General features: G+C 69.6%; 14 protein-coding genes. 7 read left to right on the forward strand and 7 right to left on the reverse strand.

Annotated elements, in window-relative coordinates:
* Positions 1-46: 46 nt before the first annotated feature.
* From ACT9AS_RS01870 to ACT9AS_RS01880, 3 genes are all read left to right on the forward strand, one after another.
* Positions 47-496 (forward strand): phosphotransferase, encoded by a 450-nt coding sequence (locus tag ACT9AS_RS01870; RefSeq protein ID WP_445098420.1) that lies wholly within the window; start codon positions 47-49, stop codon positions 494-496.
* Positions 497-666: 170 nt separating this feature from the next.
* Entirely contained in the window at positions 667-1,404 is a 738-nt protein-coding gene (gene fabG / locus ACT9AS_RS01875; protein ID WP_445098421.1) for a 3-oxoacyl-ACP reductase FabG, read from the forward strand.
* A gap of 121 nt (positions 1,405-1,525) precedes the next feature.
* Positions 1,526-1,993: a hypothetical protein gene (locus tag ACT9AS_RS01880; RefSeq protein ID WP_445098422.1), complete on the forward strand. Its 468-nt coding sequence runs from the start codon at positions 1,526-1,528 to the stop codon at positions 1,991-1,993.
* A gap of 2 nt (positions 1,994-1,995) precedes the next feature.
* Here the strand turns inward: ACT9AS_RS01880 and ACT9AS_RS01885 are convergent, their stop codons facing one another.
* Genes ACT9AS_RS01885 through ACT9AS_RS01900 form a run of 4 tightly spaced genes read right to left on the reverse strand, consistent with a single transcriptional unit; the run spans position 1,996 to position 6,470 of the window.
* Positions 1,996-3,651 (reverse strand): FAD-dependent monooxygenase, encoded by a 1,656-nt coding sequence (locus ACT9AS_RS01885; RefSeq protein ID WP_445098423.1) that lies wholly within the window; start codon positions 3,649-3,651, stop codon positions 1,996-1,998.
* Positions 3,648-4,466: a glycosyltransferase gene (locus ACT9AS_RS01890; protein ID WP_445098424.1), complete on the reverse strand. Its 819-nt coding sequence runs from the start codon at positions 4,464-4,466 to the stop codon at positions 3,648-3,650. Before ACT9AS_RS01890 ends, ACT9AS_RS01885 begins: the two co-directional genes overlap by 4 nt.
* Positions 4,459-5,268: a beta-ketoacyl synthase chain length factor gene (locus ACT9AS_RS01895; RefSeq protein WP_445098425.1), complete on the reverse strand. Its 810-nt coding sequence runs from the start codon at positions 5,266-5,268 to the stop codon at positions 4,459-4,461. The genes ACT9AS_RS01890 and ACT9AS_RS01895 overlap by 8 nt, the downstream gene beginning before the upstream one ends.
* Positions 5,268-6,470 carry a beta-ketoacyl-ACP synthase gene (locus ACT9AS_RS01900; RefSeq protein WP_445099011.1) on the reverse strand — a complete coding sequence of 401 codons (1,203 nt, stop codon included), beginning with the start codon at positions 6,468-6,470 and terminating at the stop codon, positions 5,268-5,270. The genes ACT9AS_RS01895 and ACT9AS_RS01900 overlap by 1 nt, the downstream gene beginning before the upstream one ends.
* 92 nt (positions 6,471-6,562) lie before the next feature.
* Here ACT9AS_RS01900 and ACT9AS_RS01905 point away from each other — a divergent pair, with 92 nt between their 5' ends.
* From ACT9AS_RS01905 to ACT9AS_RS01920, 4 genes are all read left to right on the forward strand, one after another.
* Positions 6,563-7,384, forward strand: coding sequence for an ElyC/SanA/YdcF family protein (locus tag ACT9AS_RS01905; protein WP_445098426.1), 822 nt, complete (start codon positions 6,563-6,565; stop codon positions 7,382-7,384).
* Positions 7,385-7,500: 116 nt separating this feature from the next.
* Entirely contained in the window at positions 7,501-9,870 is a 2,370-nt protein-coding gene (locus tag ACT9AS_RS01910) for a DPP IV N-terminal domain-containing protein (RefSeq protein ID WP_445098427.1), read from the forward strand.
* 306 nt (positions 9,871-10,176) lie between these two features.
* Entirely contained in the window at positions 10,177-12,357 is a 2,181-nt protein-coding gene (uvrD, locus tag ACT9AS_RS01915) for a DNA helicase II (protein WP_445098428.1), read from the forward strand.
* A gap of 68 nt (positions 12,358-12,425) precedes the next feature.
* Complete coding sequence (locus ACT9AS_RS01920; RefSeq protein ID WP_445098429.1) at positions 12,426-12,713, forward strand: DUF6916 family protein; 288 nt, start codon at positions 12,426-12,428, stop codon at positions 12,711-12,713.
* On the opposite strand, the gene ACT9AS_RS01925 is transcribed toward ACT9AS_RS01920, so the two are convergent.
* From ACT9AS_RS01925 to ACT9AS_RS01935, 3 genes are read right to left on the reverse strand one after another with little or no spacing between them, the layout of a single operon-like run.
* Complete coding sequence (locus tag ACT9AS_RS01925) at positions 12,695-13,294, reverse strand: GNAT family N-acetyltransferase (RefSeq protein ID WP_445098430.1); 600 nt, start codon at positions 13,292-13,294, stop codon at positions 12,695-12,697. The genes ACT9AS_RS01920 and ACT9AS_RS01925 overlap by 19 nt on opposite strands.
* Positions 13,294-13,821, reverse strand: a complete 528-nt coding sequence (locus ACT9AS_RS01930; protein ID WP_445098431.1) for a tail fiber protein — start codon at positions 13,819-13,821, stop codon at positions 13,294-13,296. Before ACT9AS_RS01930 ends, ACT9AS_RS01925 begins: the two co-directional genes overlap by 1 nt.
* 31 nt (positions 13,822-13,852) lie before the next feature.
* Positions 13,853-14,380 carry a tail fiber protein gene (locus ACT9AS_RS01935; RefSeq protein ID WP_445098432.1) on the reverse strand — a complete coding sequence of 176 codons (528 nt, stop codon included), beginning with the start codon at positions 14,378-14,380 and terminating at the stop codon, positions 13,853-13,855.
* Positions 14,381-14,400 lie beyond the last annotated feature (20 nt).

Consider the following 14,400-nt stretch of genomic DNA (forward strand, 5'->3'; position numbering starts at 1 on the left):
AGCATCTCCCGGCTGAATCCGCTCCTGCAAAGACACGAGGCGCGGCATGATCGGACGCACGGACATCCTCGCCCTTGTCCCGCACCAGGGCGCGATGTGCCTGTGGGACGAGGTGCTCGAGTGGGACGCGGACCGTATCCGCCTTCGCGCTTACAACCATCGCGACCCCACCCATCCGCTGCGCAGCAACGACCGCCTGCGCGCGATCCACCTGTGCGAGTACGGTGCGCAGGCGATGGCAGTGCATGGCGGCTTGCGTGCGCGGGCCTCGGGCGGCGCGGTTAAGCCCGGTGTGCTGGTCGCGCTGCGCGACGTACAGTTGCATGTCGCAAGGATCGATGATTTGGCGGCTGCGCTGGAGTGCGAGGCGCGGGTGCTGGCCGAGTCCGAAGTGAGCCAGCAATACGCATTCCGTATCCACCACGCCGGCGAGTTGCTGGCCGAAGGCCGTGCCGCGGTGATGCTGCAACAAACCGGTGATGTAGGAGCGACGTAAGTCGCGATTTCACTGATCCCGCGGTATCGCGCATTCCGCGCATGGTTTCGCCGGCCCGGGCTCCTGGCCCTGTGACGGGTTTCGATACACGATTTCGCCGTGCGATCGCGACTTACGTCGCTCCTACAATAGGGTCATACCTATCGAGCATTACCGCGAGGAGAGGCCGGATGACTGACACCCCCACAACCCGCCGCGCGCTGGTCACCGGCGGCAGCGGCGACCTTGGTGGTGCGATCTGCACGCAACTGGCCGCCGACGGCCTGCACGTGATCGTCCACGCCAACGCCAACCTCGCGCGTGCCGGGGAAGTGGTCGCGGCGATCCACCACGAGGGTGGCAGCGCCGAGGCGGTCGCGTTCGACGTCGCCGATGGCGAGGCGACCCGGGCGGCGCTGGAAACCCTGCTCGCCGAGGGGCCGATCCAGGTATTGGTCAACAACGCCGGCATCCACGACGACGCTCCGCTGGCCGGCATGAGCGACGCGCAGTGGAAACGCGTGGTCGACGTATCGCTGCACGGCTTCTTCCACGTCACCCAGCCGTTGCTGCTGCCGATGGCGCGGACGCGCTGGGGGCGCATCGTCAGCGTCTCGAGCGTGGCGGCGGTGCTCGGCAATCGCGGCCAGAGCAACTACGCGGCGGCCAAGGCCGGCCTGCACGGCGCCAGCATGTCGCTGGCCCGCGAGATGGCCAGCCGCGGGATCAGCGTCAACGTGGTCGCGCCCGGGGTCATCGAAGGGCGGATGGCGGGCGATGCGTTTCCGCCGGAGGTGATCAGGCAGATGGTGCCCGCGGGTCGCGCCGGCCGGCCCGCGGAAGTGGCGGCGCTGGTCGCTTTCCTGTGCTCGGATGCGGCCGGTTACATCAACGGCCAGGTGATCGGCATCAACGGTGGCATGGGCTGACGGCCACGCGTCCGGCACGCCGCGTGACCGGTTCATGCTCCGGCGACCGGATTTCATCCGCTGTCCGCGCAGCTGCGCGATACTCGCGGCCATCCAACCGGGTATCCGCAGGAGAACCACCATGCGAATCCAAACCGTACTCGTACTGGGCCTGGCGCTTGTCGCGGCCGGCTGCGCCAGTACTTCCAAGGTCATGCTCGGCGCCGCGCGCCCGGCGATCGCGCCGGAGCAGGTGATGGTGTATTTCTCGCCACCGCCGGGCCGCTATGACGAGATCGCGATCCTCGAGACGTCCAGCGGCGGCCTGACCTACGGCGAGCAGAACAAGATGGACGAGGTGATCGGCAAGTTGCGGACCGCGGCGGCCGGGCTCGGTGCCAATGGCGTGCTGTTCGAAGGAACCGCAACCGGCTATGGCGGCAGTAACGTGGGCGTGGGCATCGGTGGTGGCCGCTTCGGCGGGAGCAGCCATGTCGGTGGCGGCATCGGCGTCAGCATCACCCCGACGCCGAAACATGCGCGCGGCATCGCGATCCATGTGTATGACCCGCCGGCGCCGGGCAGCCAGCCCCGCCAGCCGGTCGACTGAGCTCAGCCCGCCGCGGGTTCGGTCACGCCGTACCACTGCGGTGGCAGCAACGGTTCGCCTGCTTCGTCCGGAGCCGGCAGCAAAGCCGAAAGGCCATGGTCATCCAGCGACGGGTGCATGGTCCGCGCGTTGGCGGACAGTTCCGCGGCCAGTCGCGCCATCAACGCCAGGTTGCCCTTGAGCTGCGCGACGAAGGCGTCGTCGTCGAGCTGGGCGGTGATCGAGCGGTTGATCGCACGGAACCATTCCAGCTTGAACTGGTCGAGGTCGCGGCCGTCGAGCGGCCCGGCCACGCCATCATCGAGTTCCCGGTTGCGTTGGCCCCACTCGCGCAGCATCGCCTGCATCGACACGTTGAGTCCATTGGCCTGGCTGAACACCTCGCGCAGCCGCCCCAGCACCGGCAGGTGGGCGGCCCGGTCGCTGATGTACAGCGGCGCCAGCATCCCCCAGTAGTAGGTGTAGTCCCAGATCACCTTCAGCGGCATCACCTGTGCGTCGCCGAACAGCGGGTACTGGTCCTGGTACAGGGTCAACGTGCTGCGGTAGAACGAGAAATACAGCTGCTGGTAGATGTCGGCGCGCTGCGCGATGGGTTCGCCAGCGCGTTCGCGTTCGATCAGGTCGCAGACGTAGCCGTTGCTGATCGCGATGAAGTCGCTGCCGGGTGAGTAGAACGGGTCCAGGAACACCCCCGCCTCGCCGGTGATCGCCCAGCGCCGGTCCGAGAACACCTGCTTGCAGCCGTGCGAGAAGTGCCGCAGGAAGCGGAAGTCCTGCACCGCGTGGCGCGGATCCTCCAGCGCGGTTGCCATCCGCGGCTGGTGCTCGCGCAGCCAGTCCATCGCCCTGGCATGCGTGTTGATCGTTTCCAGCGGATGCATCGCGGCGTCGCAGACGATCCCCAGCGAGTGCGAATCGGACGCCAGCGGGATCAGCCAGAACCAGTAGCCTGGGCCGCACATATGGTTGGTCGACTGCCAGCGCAGCGGCGGGGTGCAGCGTTGCAGCCAGTCGGGATCGTCGGACCAGTCCTGCGGATCGACGTGGCCGTCGACCCGCCACCAGGCCGCGTTGGCGTCGTGGTCGTTGGGTTCGGCGAGGTCGAGCTTGCGCTTGAGCAGGTTGGCGCGGCCGGCGGCGTCGACCAGCCAGTGCGCGGTCAGCGTCGCGGCATCCCCGGTGTGCTCGAAGCGGACCAGGTGCGGCGCATCGCCTTCGCCGAGTTCGAATCCGCGCACAACGGCCGCGTCGCGGAAGTCGACCCCGAGTCCGCGCGCATGTTCGCCGAGGAAGTTCTCGAAGCGGCCACGGTCGAGTTGCCACGACGGCGCCGGCAGCAACTGGCTGACGCCGAGTTCGGTGCAGCGGTCGACCTGCCGGCGACCTTCGCTGAAGAAGAAGCGGAAGCCGAACTTGCGGATCTGCTGCTCGTCCAGGTGCGCGCGCAGGCCAAGCACCTGCGAGAAGTAATGCGCGCCGATCTCCACCGTCGACTCGCCGACCTTGAACGCGGCTTCGCGCACCGGATGCGCGTTGCGTTCGAGGACGGTCACGCGGATCGACGGATCGCGCTGTCTGAGCTGGATCGCGAGGCACAGCCCGGCGAGTCCGCCACCGAGGATGGCAACGTCGCAATCGGGCTGCGCGGGGTTCATTGGCTACTGGCCGGTTGGCGTGCGGGGAGGGCGCTGAACTCGCCGCTGGGATCGTCGACCAGGGCCGGGTTGGCGCGGATGCGGCGGTAGACCGAGGCGACGCGGCCGCGGCGCAGGCACTGGGCGACGATGTGCCAGGTGATCCGGCTGAAGTCGCGCAGCGGCCGGAAATGGCTGGCACGGAACACTTCATCGGAGTCGTGGCACTGGTAGCGCGACTCGATCGGCACCGACACGCAGCGGGTGCCCAGCAGCTGCGCCGCCGAAATCAGGATCTGCGCCTCGAACACGAAATCCTCGCCGGGCACGTCGTCGAGCGCAGCGACTTCGGCCGGGTACAACCGCTGTCCGCTCTGGGTGTCGGCAATCCGGTAACCGGTGCCCCAGGCGATGCCCCAGTCGCCGAACGCATTCGCCAGCCGGCGGTAGCGCGGCTGCTGGGCGCGCTTGCGCAGTCGCGCGCCGATGACGATGTGGCCGGGGTAGCGGCTGGCGGTGTCGAGCATGCGCGGGATGTCGCTGGCCAGGTGCTGGCCGTCGCCGTCCATCGTCAGCACGCCCCTGGCGCCGTTCCGCAGCGCTTCGGCGAAGCCATCGCGCAGGCTGGCGCCCTTGCCGCGCCGCTCGGCATGGCGGAGCACGGTAACCGGCAGGTCGGCGATGCGGGCGATGGTGTCGTCGTCGGAGCCGTCGTCGACCACGATCACGTGCGCGCACTCGGCCAGTGCGCCTTCGACCACGCCGCGGATGCGCAGCGCCTCGTTGAGTGCCGGGATGACCACGGCGATGTTGTTCCGGTCCAGCCGATCAGGCATGCGCGTGCTCCGTGATGGCGGCTTCGATCGCGACCCGCAGCACGCGTCCCGGTCCGGCCTGCAACGCAACCGGTGACGGAGTGCGGGTGGCGGCGAGCGCGTCGAACAACGGCAGCATCGGCGCCATCGCGTTGCCGCCGGCGTGCCGGGCGAGTGGGCCTGCTGGAGCCCGTTCCACCTCGCCATCGACCAGTTCGACCTGCAGGCGCGGCGCACCGGCGCGTGGCGTCCGCGACAGCACCAGGGCTCCGCCGAGCAAGCCGCCGCTGGGCGATACGTGGGCCAGCGGGCCGGCCGAGGTCGCGTCGTAACCGACCAGCAACACCGCCTCGTTGCCGGTGGCGAGCTGCACCAGCGCCTCCAGCAGGCCCTGCGCGAAGCTGGCGTCGTACGCGCTGATCGCGGTCGCCGGCTGCATCGCGCCACTGCCGATGGTCCAGTAGCCGGCGGCCGCGTTGTGCACGGAATTGTGGAAGCGCGTCGGCGAGACCGTTTCCGGCTGCGTGGCCAGCGTGGTGCAGATGTAATCGGTGATCGCCAGTTCGCCGTGGGTCGAGGCGAACACCGATGGCAGCGTCTTGGGGTCGCGCCCGGCAGCGTTGCAGGCGGCGAGGGCGACCTCGAGCGCGACTGCCACCGTGTCCGGCGCGCGACGGCGCTCGTTCGGCGCAAGCAGCTGCGGCGACGGGCGCGACGGCGTGGACTCGGGCAACGCGCCGCCGGTCGCGAACGCCCGCGCGGCCTCCCATGACGGCAAGCCGCGACTCCAGAATCCGATGCCCTCGATGGTGGCGGACAGCATCACGCGCCGCGCCCGAACAGCAGCGAGCAGTTGTTGCCGCCGAAACCGAAGGAATTGTTCATGGCGTAACCGATACCAGCGTGGGCGTTGTCGAAACGTATGTGCGCGCCGCAGGCCGGATCCGGCGCATCGCTGTTGAGGGTGCCGGGCAGCAGCCCGTGGCGCAGCGCGATCAGCGCGAATACCGACTCGACGATGCCCGCCGCGCCCAGGGTGTGGCCGGTCCAGCCCTTGGTCGAGCTGGCGTGCAGCGTGTCCGGGAACAGCGCGGCGACCGCGGCCGCCTCGATCCCGTCGTTGGCCGGGGTCGCGGTGCCATGCAGGTTGAGGTAGCCGACCTGCGCCGCCTCGATTCCGGCCCGCGCCAGCGCGTCGCGCATCGCGTACTGCGCGCCCAGGCCCTGCGGGTGCGGGCTCGACATGTGGTGGGCATCGCTGGATTCGCCGTAGCCGCGCAGTTGCAGGCCGGCTTCATCGCCATCACTGGCACGCTCCAGCAGCGCGAACCCGCCGGCCTCGCCAAGCGACAAACCGTCGCGGCCCGCATCGAACGGCTTGCACGGTGCGCGCGACACCAGTTGCAGCGAATTGAAGCCGTACAGCACGCTGCCGCAGAGGGTATCGACCCCACCGACCAGCGCCGCATCGACCACGCCGGCCTCGATCAGCCGCGCGGCCTGGGCGAACACCTTGGCGCTGGATGAACACGCGGTGGCGACGGTAACGCACGGTCCCCGCAATCCGGTCGCGGCCTGCACGAAGCCGCCGAGCGAATGCACGGTGTGGATGCCCGGCCGGTCCATGTCGGCCGCGAAGGCGCCGGTGCCGTCGAGCCGGGTGTAGGCCTCCTCGGTCGCACCGATCGACGAGGTCGAGGTGCCGACCACGATCGCGATGCGATCCGCGCCCTGGCGCGTGACCAGCGCCGCCAACGCGTCTGACATACCGTCCTGCTGCAACGCGAGCCAGGCCAGCCGGTTGTTGCGGCACTCCCACCCGGCGAGCGCGGTGGGCAGCGCCGCCTCCTCGACGCCGTCGACCCGGCCGATCCAGCACGGCAGCGGCTCGCCACCGGCGCCCACCGGCCCGAAATCGTTGCGACGCAGCCCGCTGCGGCGGGCGAGCAGAGCGGCTTGCTGGGCCTCGACCCCGCGACCCAGCGCCGTGGTGGCGGTGAAGGCACGGATCGCGAGCGGCGGGATCGGGGCGGGCGATGGCGGTGGCGATTGGGATAACGGGGACGCAGCTGGCACGCAGTGATCCTGAACTGGGGAGCGGCTGGACGGTCGAAAACATGCCGCTGGCGGCAGTATGCCAGCGCCCCGGCGGCATGCACCCGCGTACACTTTCCATCCCGCTGTCGATCCCTGCCGCCGTGGCCCACCCACCGACTTCGCGCACCGCGCACATGCTGGCCCTGGTCGGCGATCGCGACGTCTGGCACTCGGGCGTGGTCGCCGGGGCGGCCTGCGTGCTGAGCCTGGGTCTGGTCTACGTCGGCTATTTCGTCCACGTGCTGCGCGTCGCCCGCAAGGCGCCGTGCGTGCCGGAGCGCGGCGAGTGCGTGCTGCTGTTCGGCAAGCACGCGCCGGCGGGGCGGATCGACGGCGATTTCGAGGCCCGGCTCGACCGCGCGGTGTCGCTCTGGCGCGAGCGGCCGCCGGCCAGCATGGTCCTGCTCGGTGGCGGCGCCCCGGGCGAGGCGACCGAGGCCGAACTCGCGCAGCGCGGCCTGCTCGCCCGCGGTTTCGGCATCGATGCCCCGCTGCAACTGGAATCGCGCTCCCGCGACACCCTGCAGAACCTGCGCAACGCCCGCACGATGCTGCTGCCGGCATCCCCAGCCGACGATGTCCGGGTCACCTCGGTGCAGGTCGCGCCCGGACGGTTGCGGGTCACCCTGCTCAGCAGCCGCTACCACCTCGCCCGCTGCGCCCTGTTCGCCCGCCAGCTCGGTTTCGACGCCGAACTGTGCGCGGCCGAACCGCGCCTGCAACTCGGCCCGCGCACCCTGCTGCGGATCGCCGGCGAGGCCGCCTACGTCTGCTGGTCCGACCTCGGCACCCGCTGGGCCCGGCTGATCGGCCACCGGCGGATGCTGTCGCGGGTGACCTGACGCGCCCGCCGGTTCGTGGCAGGGTGGGCGCCAGCCCGGACTTCCGGCAGGGGAGCCCGGGGCCGGGTCGCGCTAGGGTGGCCCGGTTCGCAAGTGTCCAGTCGAAGGGGAACCGCATGGGTGTGATGAACGGCAAGGCGCGCGTGATCGGCGCGGTGATGGGTGGACTGCTGGTGACGGCGGCGCTGCCGGTCGCGGCGCAGGACGCCGGGCAGGTCCTGACCGACGCGGACTACAGGCGCGCCGAACGGTTCATGGGCTACAACACCGCGCCGCTGCTGGACCACGCGGTCAACGCCGTGGTCTGGCAGGACGCGAGCCATTTCTGGTATCGCGACCACGACGCCGACGGCGACCACTTCATGCGCATGGACGTCGCCAGCGGCAACGCGACCGCGGCGTTCGACCACGACAAGCTCGCCGCGGCGCTGGCCGCTGCCACCGGCAGGGATATCGACGCGGCCAAGCTGCCGGTCACCGGACTGGAGGTCGCCGAGGACGGCCGGCTCGACGTCGCCGTGCGCCGGCAGCATTACCTGTGCGACCTGCAGGACAAGCCCGCCTGCGTCGCCGCCGATGACACCGAAACCCGCAAGCCCGGCGCCGAAAAGGCCGGCGGTCCCGGCAATGCACCGGTGGTCGAGTCGCCCGACGGCAAGCTCGCCGCGTTCATCCGCGACTGGAATCTTTGGGTGCGCGACACCGCCACGGGTGTGGAGACGCGGCTGACCTCCGACGGCGTCGAGGACTACGGCTACGCCACCGACAACGCCGGCTGGACCCACAGCGACCGCGCGATCCTGGTGTGGTCGCCGGATTCCAGCAAGATCGCGACCTTCCAGCAGGACCAGCGCAGGACCAGCGAGATGGTGCTGGTCGGCACCAACGTCGGCGCGCCGAAGGTCGAGCGCTGGAAGTACCCGTTCGTCGGCGACGACGACGTCACCATGATCGAGCGCGTCATCATCGACGTACCGGCACGCAAGGTCGTGCGCCTGCGGATGCCGCCCGACCAGCACCGCTCGACCCTGTGCGACGACGTCAGCTGCTCCGGCGGCTGGGAGGACGTGCAGTGGGCGCCCGACGGCGAGACGCTCGCGTTCGCCTCGACCTCGCGCGACCACAAGCAGACCTGGCTGCGCGTCGCCGACGCCGCCACCGGCGATGTGCGCGAGGTCTACCACGAGAAGGTCCCGACCTATTTCGAGAGCGGCAACGGCGCGGTCAACTGGCGCTACCTGCCAGAGTCGAACGAGTTCATCTGGTTCTCCGAGCGCAGCGACTGGGGCCACCTGTACCTGTACGACCTGGCCAGCGGTGAACTCAAGAACGCGATCACCAGCGGTGAAGGCAACGTCACCGAAGTGCTCGAGGTCGATCCGGATACCCGCACGATATGGTTCCGCGGCGTCGGCATGGAGGACGGCCGCAACCCGTACTACCAGCACTTCTACAAGGTCGGCTTCGACGGCGGCGACGCGCAGCTGCTGACCCCGGAAGATGCCAACCACACGATCACCATGTCGCCCGACGGCAAGCACTTCGTCGACGCGTACTCGACTCCGACCGTGCCGCCGGTGACGGTGCTGCGCGACAGCGCCGACGGCCGCATCGTCGCCGAGGTTGCCCGCGCCGACGACAGCCGCCTGCGCGCCACCGGCTGGGTCCCGCCGACCCCGATCACGGTTACCGCGCGCGACGGCAAGACCACCCTGTACGGGATGATGTTCAAGCCCACCGACCTCGACACCTCGAAGAAATACCCGGTGGTGAACTACATCTACCCGGGCCCGCAGACCGGCTCGGTCCGCGGCCGCAGCTTCACCCCTGCGCGCAGCGACCACCAGGCGCTGGCCGAACTGGGTTTCATCGTGATCGCCATCGACGGCATGGGCACGCCGTGGCGCTCCAAGAGTTTCCACGACGCCTTCGGCGGCGACGTCGGCGACAACACCCTGCCGGACCAGGTTTCCGGCCTGAAGCAACTGGGGGAACGCTTCGACTGGATCGACCTCGACCGCGTCGGCGTCTGGGGCCATTCCGGCGGCGGCTACGCGACCGCCGACGCGATGTTCACCTATCCGGACTTCTACAAGGTCGGCATCTCCGAGAGCGGCAACCACGACAACCGCAACTACGAGGACGACTGGGCCGAGAAGTGGCAGGGCCTCGAATTCTTCGACGAGAACGGCGACAGCAGCTACGACGCCCAGGCCAACCAGAACCGCGCGCAGAACCTGAAGGGCCACCTGCTGCTGGCGCACGGCATGATGGACGACAACGTGCCGCCGCAGAACACGCTGCTGGTGGTCGACGCGCTGGTCAAGGCCAACAAGGACTTCGACCTGCTGCTGTTCCCGAACGCGCGCCACGGCTTCGGTGAGGACAGCGACTACATGACCCGCCGCCGCTGGGACTACTTCGTCGAGCACCTGATGGGCGCGACCCCGCCGGCGCAGTACCAGATGCGCGCCGGCGAGGATTGATATCTCCGCCCCCGGTGCCGCCCGCCAACAGGCGGCACCCTCCGCTTTTGTAGGAGCGACGTAAGTCGCGATCTCCTCGAAACGTCCAACGCATCGGAAGCCGGATCGCGGCGCCTCTTTCCAGAAGCCATCTCCGTGCAGCCTGAAGGCAGGCAGGGCGCCCCGTTCCATGCGGCATCGGGGAATTCGCGACTTAAGTCGCTCCTACAAAAGCGAGCCCACGCGTCCGCCGCCGCCCGGCCGCGACCCGTCGCGACCCGTCGCCGCAGTCGCGGTCCCCGCGACCGCGCCCGGTAGAATGGCGCGATGGATGTCTCCCACCTGCTCGACGCGCTCAACCCGGCGCAGCGCGAGGCCGTTTCCGCGCCTCCCGGCCACTACCTGGTCCTCGCCGGCGCCGGCTCCGGCAAGACCCGCGTACTGACCCACCGTATCGCCTGGCTGCACGAGGTGTTCGGGGTGCCGACCCACGGCATCCTCGCGGTCACCTTCACCAACAAGGCCGCGGCCGAGATGCGCCAGCGCGTCGACGCCCAGCTCGGCGGCGGCACCCGCGGCATGTGGATCGGCACCTTCCACGGCCTCGCCCACCGGCTGCTGCGCCTGCACTGGCAGGAGGCGAAGCTGCCGGAAGGTTTCCAGGTGCTCGATTCCGACGACCAGCTGCGGCTGGTCAAGCGCGTGGTGCAGGGGCTGGAACTCGACGACAGCCGCTTCCCGCCGCGCCAGATCGCGTGGTGGATCAACGCGCAGAAGGACGAGGGGCGCCGGCCCGAGCACCTTCAACCCGACCCGGGTGACCAGTGGGCCGACGTCATGCGCCGCTGCTACGCCGCCTACCAGGAACGTTGCGACCGCGCCGGGCTGGTCGACTTCGCCGAGCTGCTGCTGCGCGCGCACGAACTGCTGCGCGACAACCCGGCGTTGCTCGCGCACTACCGCCACCGTTTCGGCGAGATCCTGGTCGACGAGTTCCAGGACACCAACGCGATCCAGTACGGCTTTGTGCGCCTGCTCGCCGGCGACAGCGGCAAGGTGTTCGTGGTCGGCGACGACGACCAGTCGATCTACGGCTGGCGCGGCGCCAAGGTCGAGAACGTGCAGCGGTTCCTCAAGGACTTCCCGGGCTCGCAGACGATCCGGCTGGAACAGAACTACCGCTCCAGCGCGACGATCCTCGACGCCGCCAACGCGGTCATCGCGCACAACCCCGACCGCCTCGGCAAGAAGCTCTGGACCGACAGCGGCAGCGGCGAGCCGGTCGACCTGTACGCGGCCTACAACGAGATCGACGAGGCCCGCTTCGTGATCGAACGCCTTCGCCAATGGGTGCGCGACGGCGGCAGCCACGGCGAGGTCGCGATCCTCTACCGCAGCAACGCGCAGTCGCGCGCGTTCGAAGAGGCGCTGCTGTCGGAGCAGGTGCCGTACCGCGTCTATGGCGGTCAGCGCTTCTTCGAGCGCGCCGAGATCAAGGACACCCTGGCCTACCTGCGGCTGGTCGCCAACCGCAGCGACGATGCCGCGTTCGAGCGCGCGGTCAACACGCCGACCCGCGGCATCGGCGAGCGCACGCTGGACGAGGTGCGCCGCCGCGCGCGCGCCGACGGTGCACCGTTGATGGTCGCCGCGCGCTGGCTGACCACCGAGCCGGTGCTGGCCGCGCGCGCGCGCAACGCGCTGGCCGGTTTCATCGAACTGATCGAAGGCCTCGACGCCGACGTGGCCGAGATGCCGCTGCCGGAGAAGATCGACCACGTGCTGGCGCGTTCCGGCCTGCGCGAGCACTACGCGCGCGAAAGCAAGGGCCAGCTCGACTCGCGCACCGACAACCTCGACGAACTGGTCTCGGTCGCCTCGCGCTTCAGCCGCAGCGACGAGGAGGACGCCGCGGCGATGCCGGAGCTGGTCGCATTCCTCAGCTACGCCTCGCTGGAAGCCGGCGAGGGCCAGACCCAGGCCGGCGAAGACGGCGTGCAGCTGATGACCCTGCACAGCGCCAAGGGGCTGGAATTCCCGCTGGTGTTTCTGGCCGGGCTGGAAGAGGGGCTGTTCCCGAACAACCGCTCGATCGAGGAGTCCGGCCGGCTGGAGGAAGAGCGCCGCCTCGCCTACGTCGGCATCACCCGCGCCCGCGAAAAACTGGTGCTGAGCTACGCCGAGGCGCGCCGGATCCACGGCCAGGAGATGTACGGCATCCCGTCGCGCTTCCTGCGCGAGATCCCGCCGGCATTGCTGCACGAAGTGCGCCCGAAGGTCCAGGTGTCGCGACCGATGTCCAGCGCCGCGCCCCGGCGCAACTACGGCCACGCCGCGGTGGAAACCCCGGCGCTGCCGTTGGGCGCCAACGTCCGCCACGCCAAGTTCGGTGCCGGCGTGGTCACCGACTTCGAAGGCAGCGGCGCGCACGCACGGGTGCAGGTGAACTTCGACGACGTCGGCAGCAAGTGGCTGGTTCTGTCATACGCCAACCTGCAGCCCGTGTAGGAACTGCTTCAGCCGCGACCGGAAGGTACGATGGCGGCCTTGCGTTGACGAATGAAAAGGGGGAGCACATGGAGCTTCTGACGCTGCAGCACTTCAGCAACCGCATCAACGACACCTTCTCCGCCGCGCTGGACGATGGCGAGGTTGCTTTCGAGCTGGTCGAGGCCCGCGCCATGCCGCCGGTGCCCGGGGCGGCACGTGCGCCGTTCTCGCTGCTGTTCCGCAATACCGCCGCGTTCCTGTTCCCGCAGCAGATCTACCGCATGCGCCACGCCAGTCTCGGCGAGGTCGGGGTTTTCCTGGTGCCGGTCGCCCGCGAACGCGACGGCTTCCTGTATCAGGCGCTGTTCAACTGATCCGATACGCCTGAAGCGCCGGCCGGCTCGGCGACCCCGGGCGGGCGGCGCATGCGCAGCCGCATGCCGTCATCGCTTTCGGTGACAAAGCCGAAACGCCGGTACAGCCGCTGCGCGCCGGTGTTGGCGCGCAGCACATGCAGGACCATCGCTTGTCCGCGCCGCTCGCACCGCTGCAGCAGGTGACCCAGCACGGCCGCGCCCATGCCCCGCCCCTGGGCCGCCGGGAGCAGGGCCAGGTCGATCAGCAGCGCGTCGTCACGCACGGCCCACCCGAAGTCCACGTAGCAGCGACCGACCGGCACACCGTCGTGTTCCATCACCAGATACCCGGCCTGCGGATAGCTGCCGAGCCAGTGCCGGTGCTGCAACGCGAACTGGTCGCCGAGGAAGGCCGCGCGCATCGCCTCCGTCCACGGCACCCGCGCCAGTTCCGCCGCGCGCGTGCTGGCGTAGAGCCCACGCAGGAACGGCAGGTCGCCGCCGGTCGCCGCTCGCAAACGCAGACCGCGGGCCAGTGCCGCCGCGGCGCCGGCCGCATGGGCGGGGAATTCCGCCAGCGCGGGGCCCGCCGCCTCCATCAGGGACGTTGCGGAAAAACGCCGTTCAGCGCGATGCAGAAGTTGGTGGCGAGGTAGGGCTGCCGGTTTTCATGCGGCTGTCCGCCGCCACTGAACCCCAGGTCGACGGCAAACGGCTGCAGCGACGACGGGGTGCGGACAAAGCTGTCGACCAATGGCGGCGTCAGTCCCGCGCCGCTGGTCGGGGTGCCCGAGCGCTTGTCCGGGTCGCCCTGGGAAAACACGTTGACACCATGGCTGTGCGACGCCATCTCTGTCTGGAGCAGGGTCACGGTGTCGGCACCGAACCGCTCGCCCTGCGTGCGCGGGGTCAGCCCCGGACCGGCGCCGGCGCCGCAAGCGCTGCGCCCGGAAAAGTCGGGCAGGGCGAAGGTGACGGTGCCATTGCCGCCGTACTGGGTGCCCAGCAACGAGAACAGCGCGGTGTTCTGCGAGATCGGCATCAGCGCGCCGTTGCAGTGCGCCCAGCCATGGGGTGCGAAGTTGAAACCGAACAGCTGGATCTCGCCAACGAAGGGTTCTGTCATGGTCGGTCCTTTGCGGCGCCGGAAAGGCGCATCAGCTCTGTGACGGGAAGACACCTTCGACCGCGATGCAGAACTGCACCGCCAGGGTCGGCATCAGGTTGTCGTGCGGCTGCGAGCCGCCGGCGGGCAGGGTCGACGCTTCCGACATGACGAACGGGTTGCCCGCCGGGGCGGCGGTGTACAGCGTGTCGCTGGCCGGAGCGCCCAATCCCACCGAGGTCGACGGCGTGGTGGTGGCGGCCCGCGTCGTGGTGGCGGTGAGGTCATGCCCGTGCGACGCGAGTTGCCCCGCCGTCAACGTCACCGTCTCGCTGCCGCCATGCTCGCCGATCGTCCGCGGGCTCAGGCCCGGTCCGCTGCCGTGGTGCAGCGGGACCTGGCCGCGCAGGTCGGGCAGGCCGAAGGTGTTCTGGCCGTCGCCGCCGTAGGTCGTGCCAATCAGCGTAAACAGAACCTCGTTCTCGGCGATGCTCACCAGGCTGCCGTCGCATGCACGCCAGCCGATCGGGGCGAAATTGAACCCGAACAGCCGTACTTCTCCGACAAAGGGTGTACTCATCGTCACTACTCCATACGGGC

Source organism: Lysobacter sp. F60174L2 (assembly GCF_052547135.1).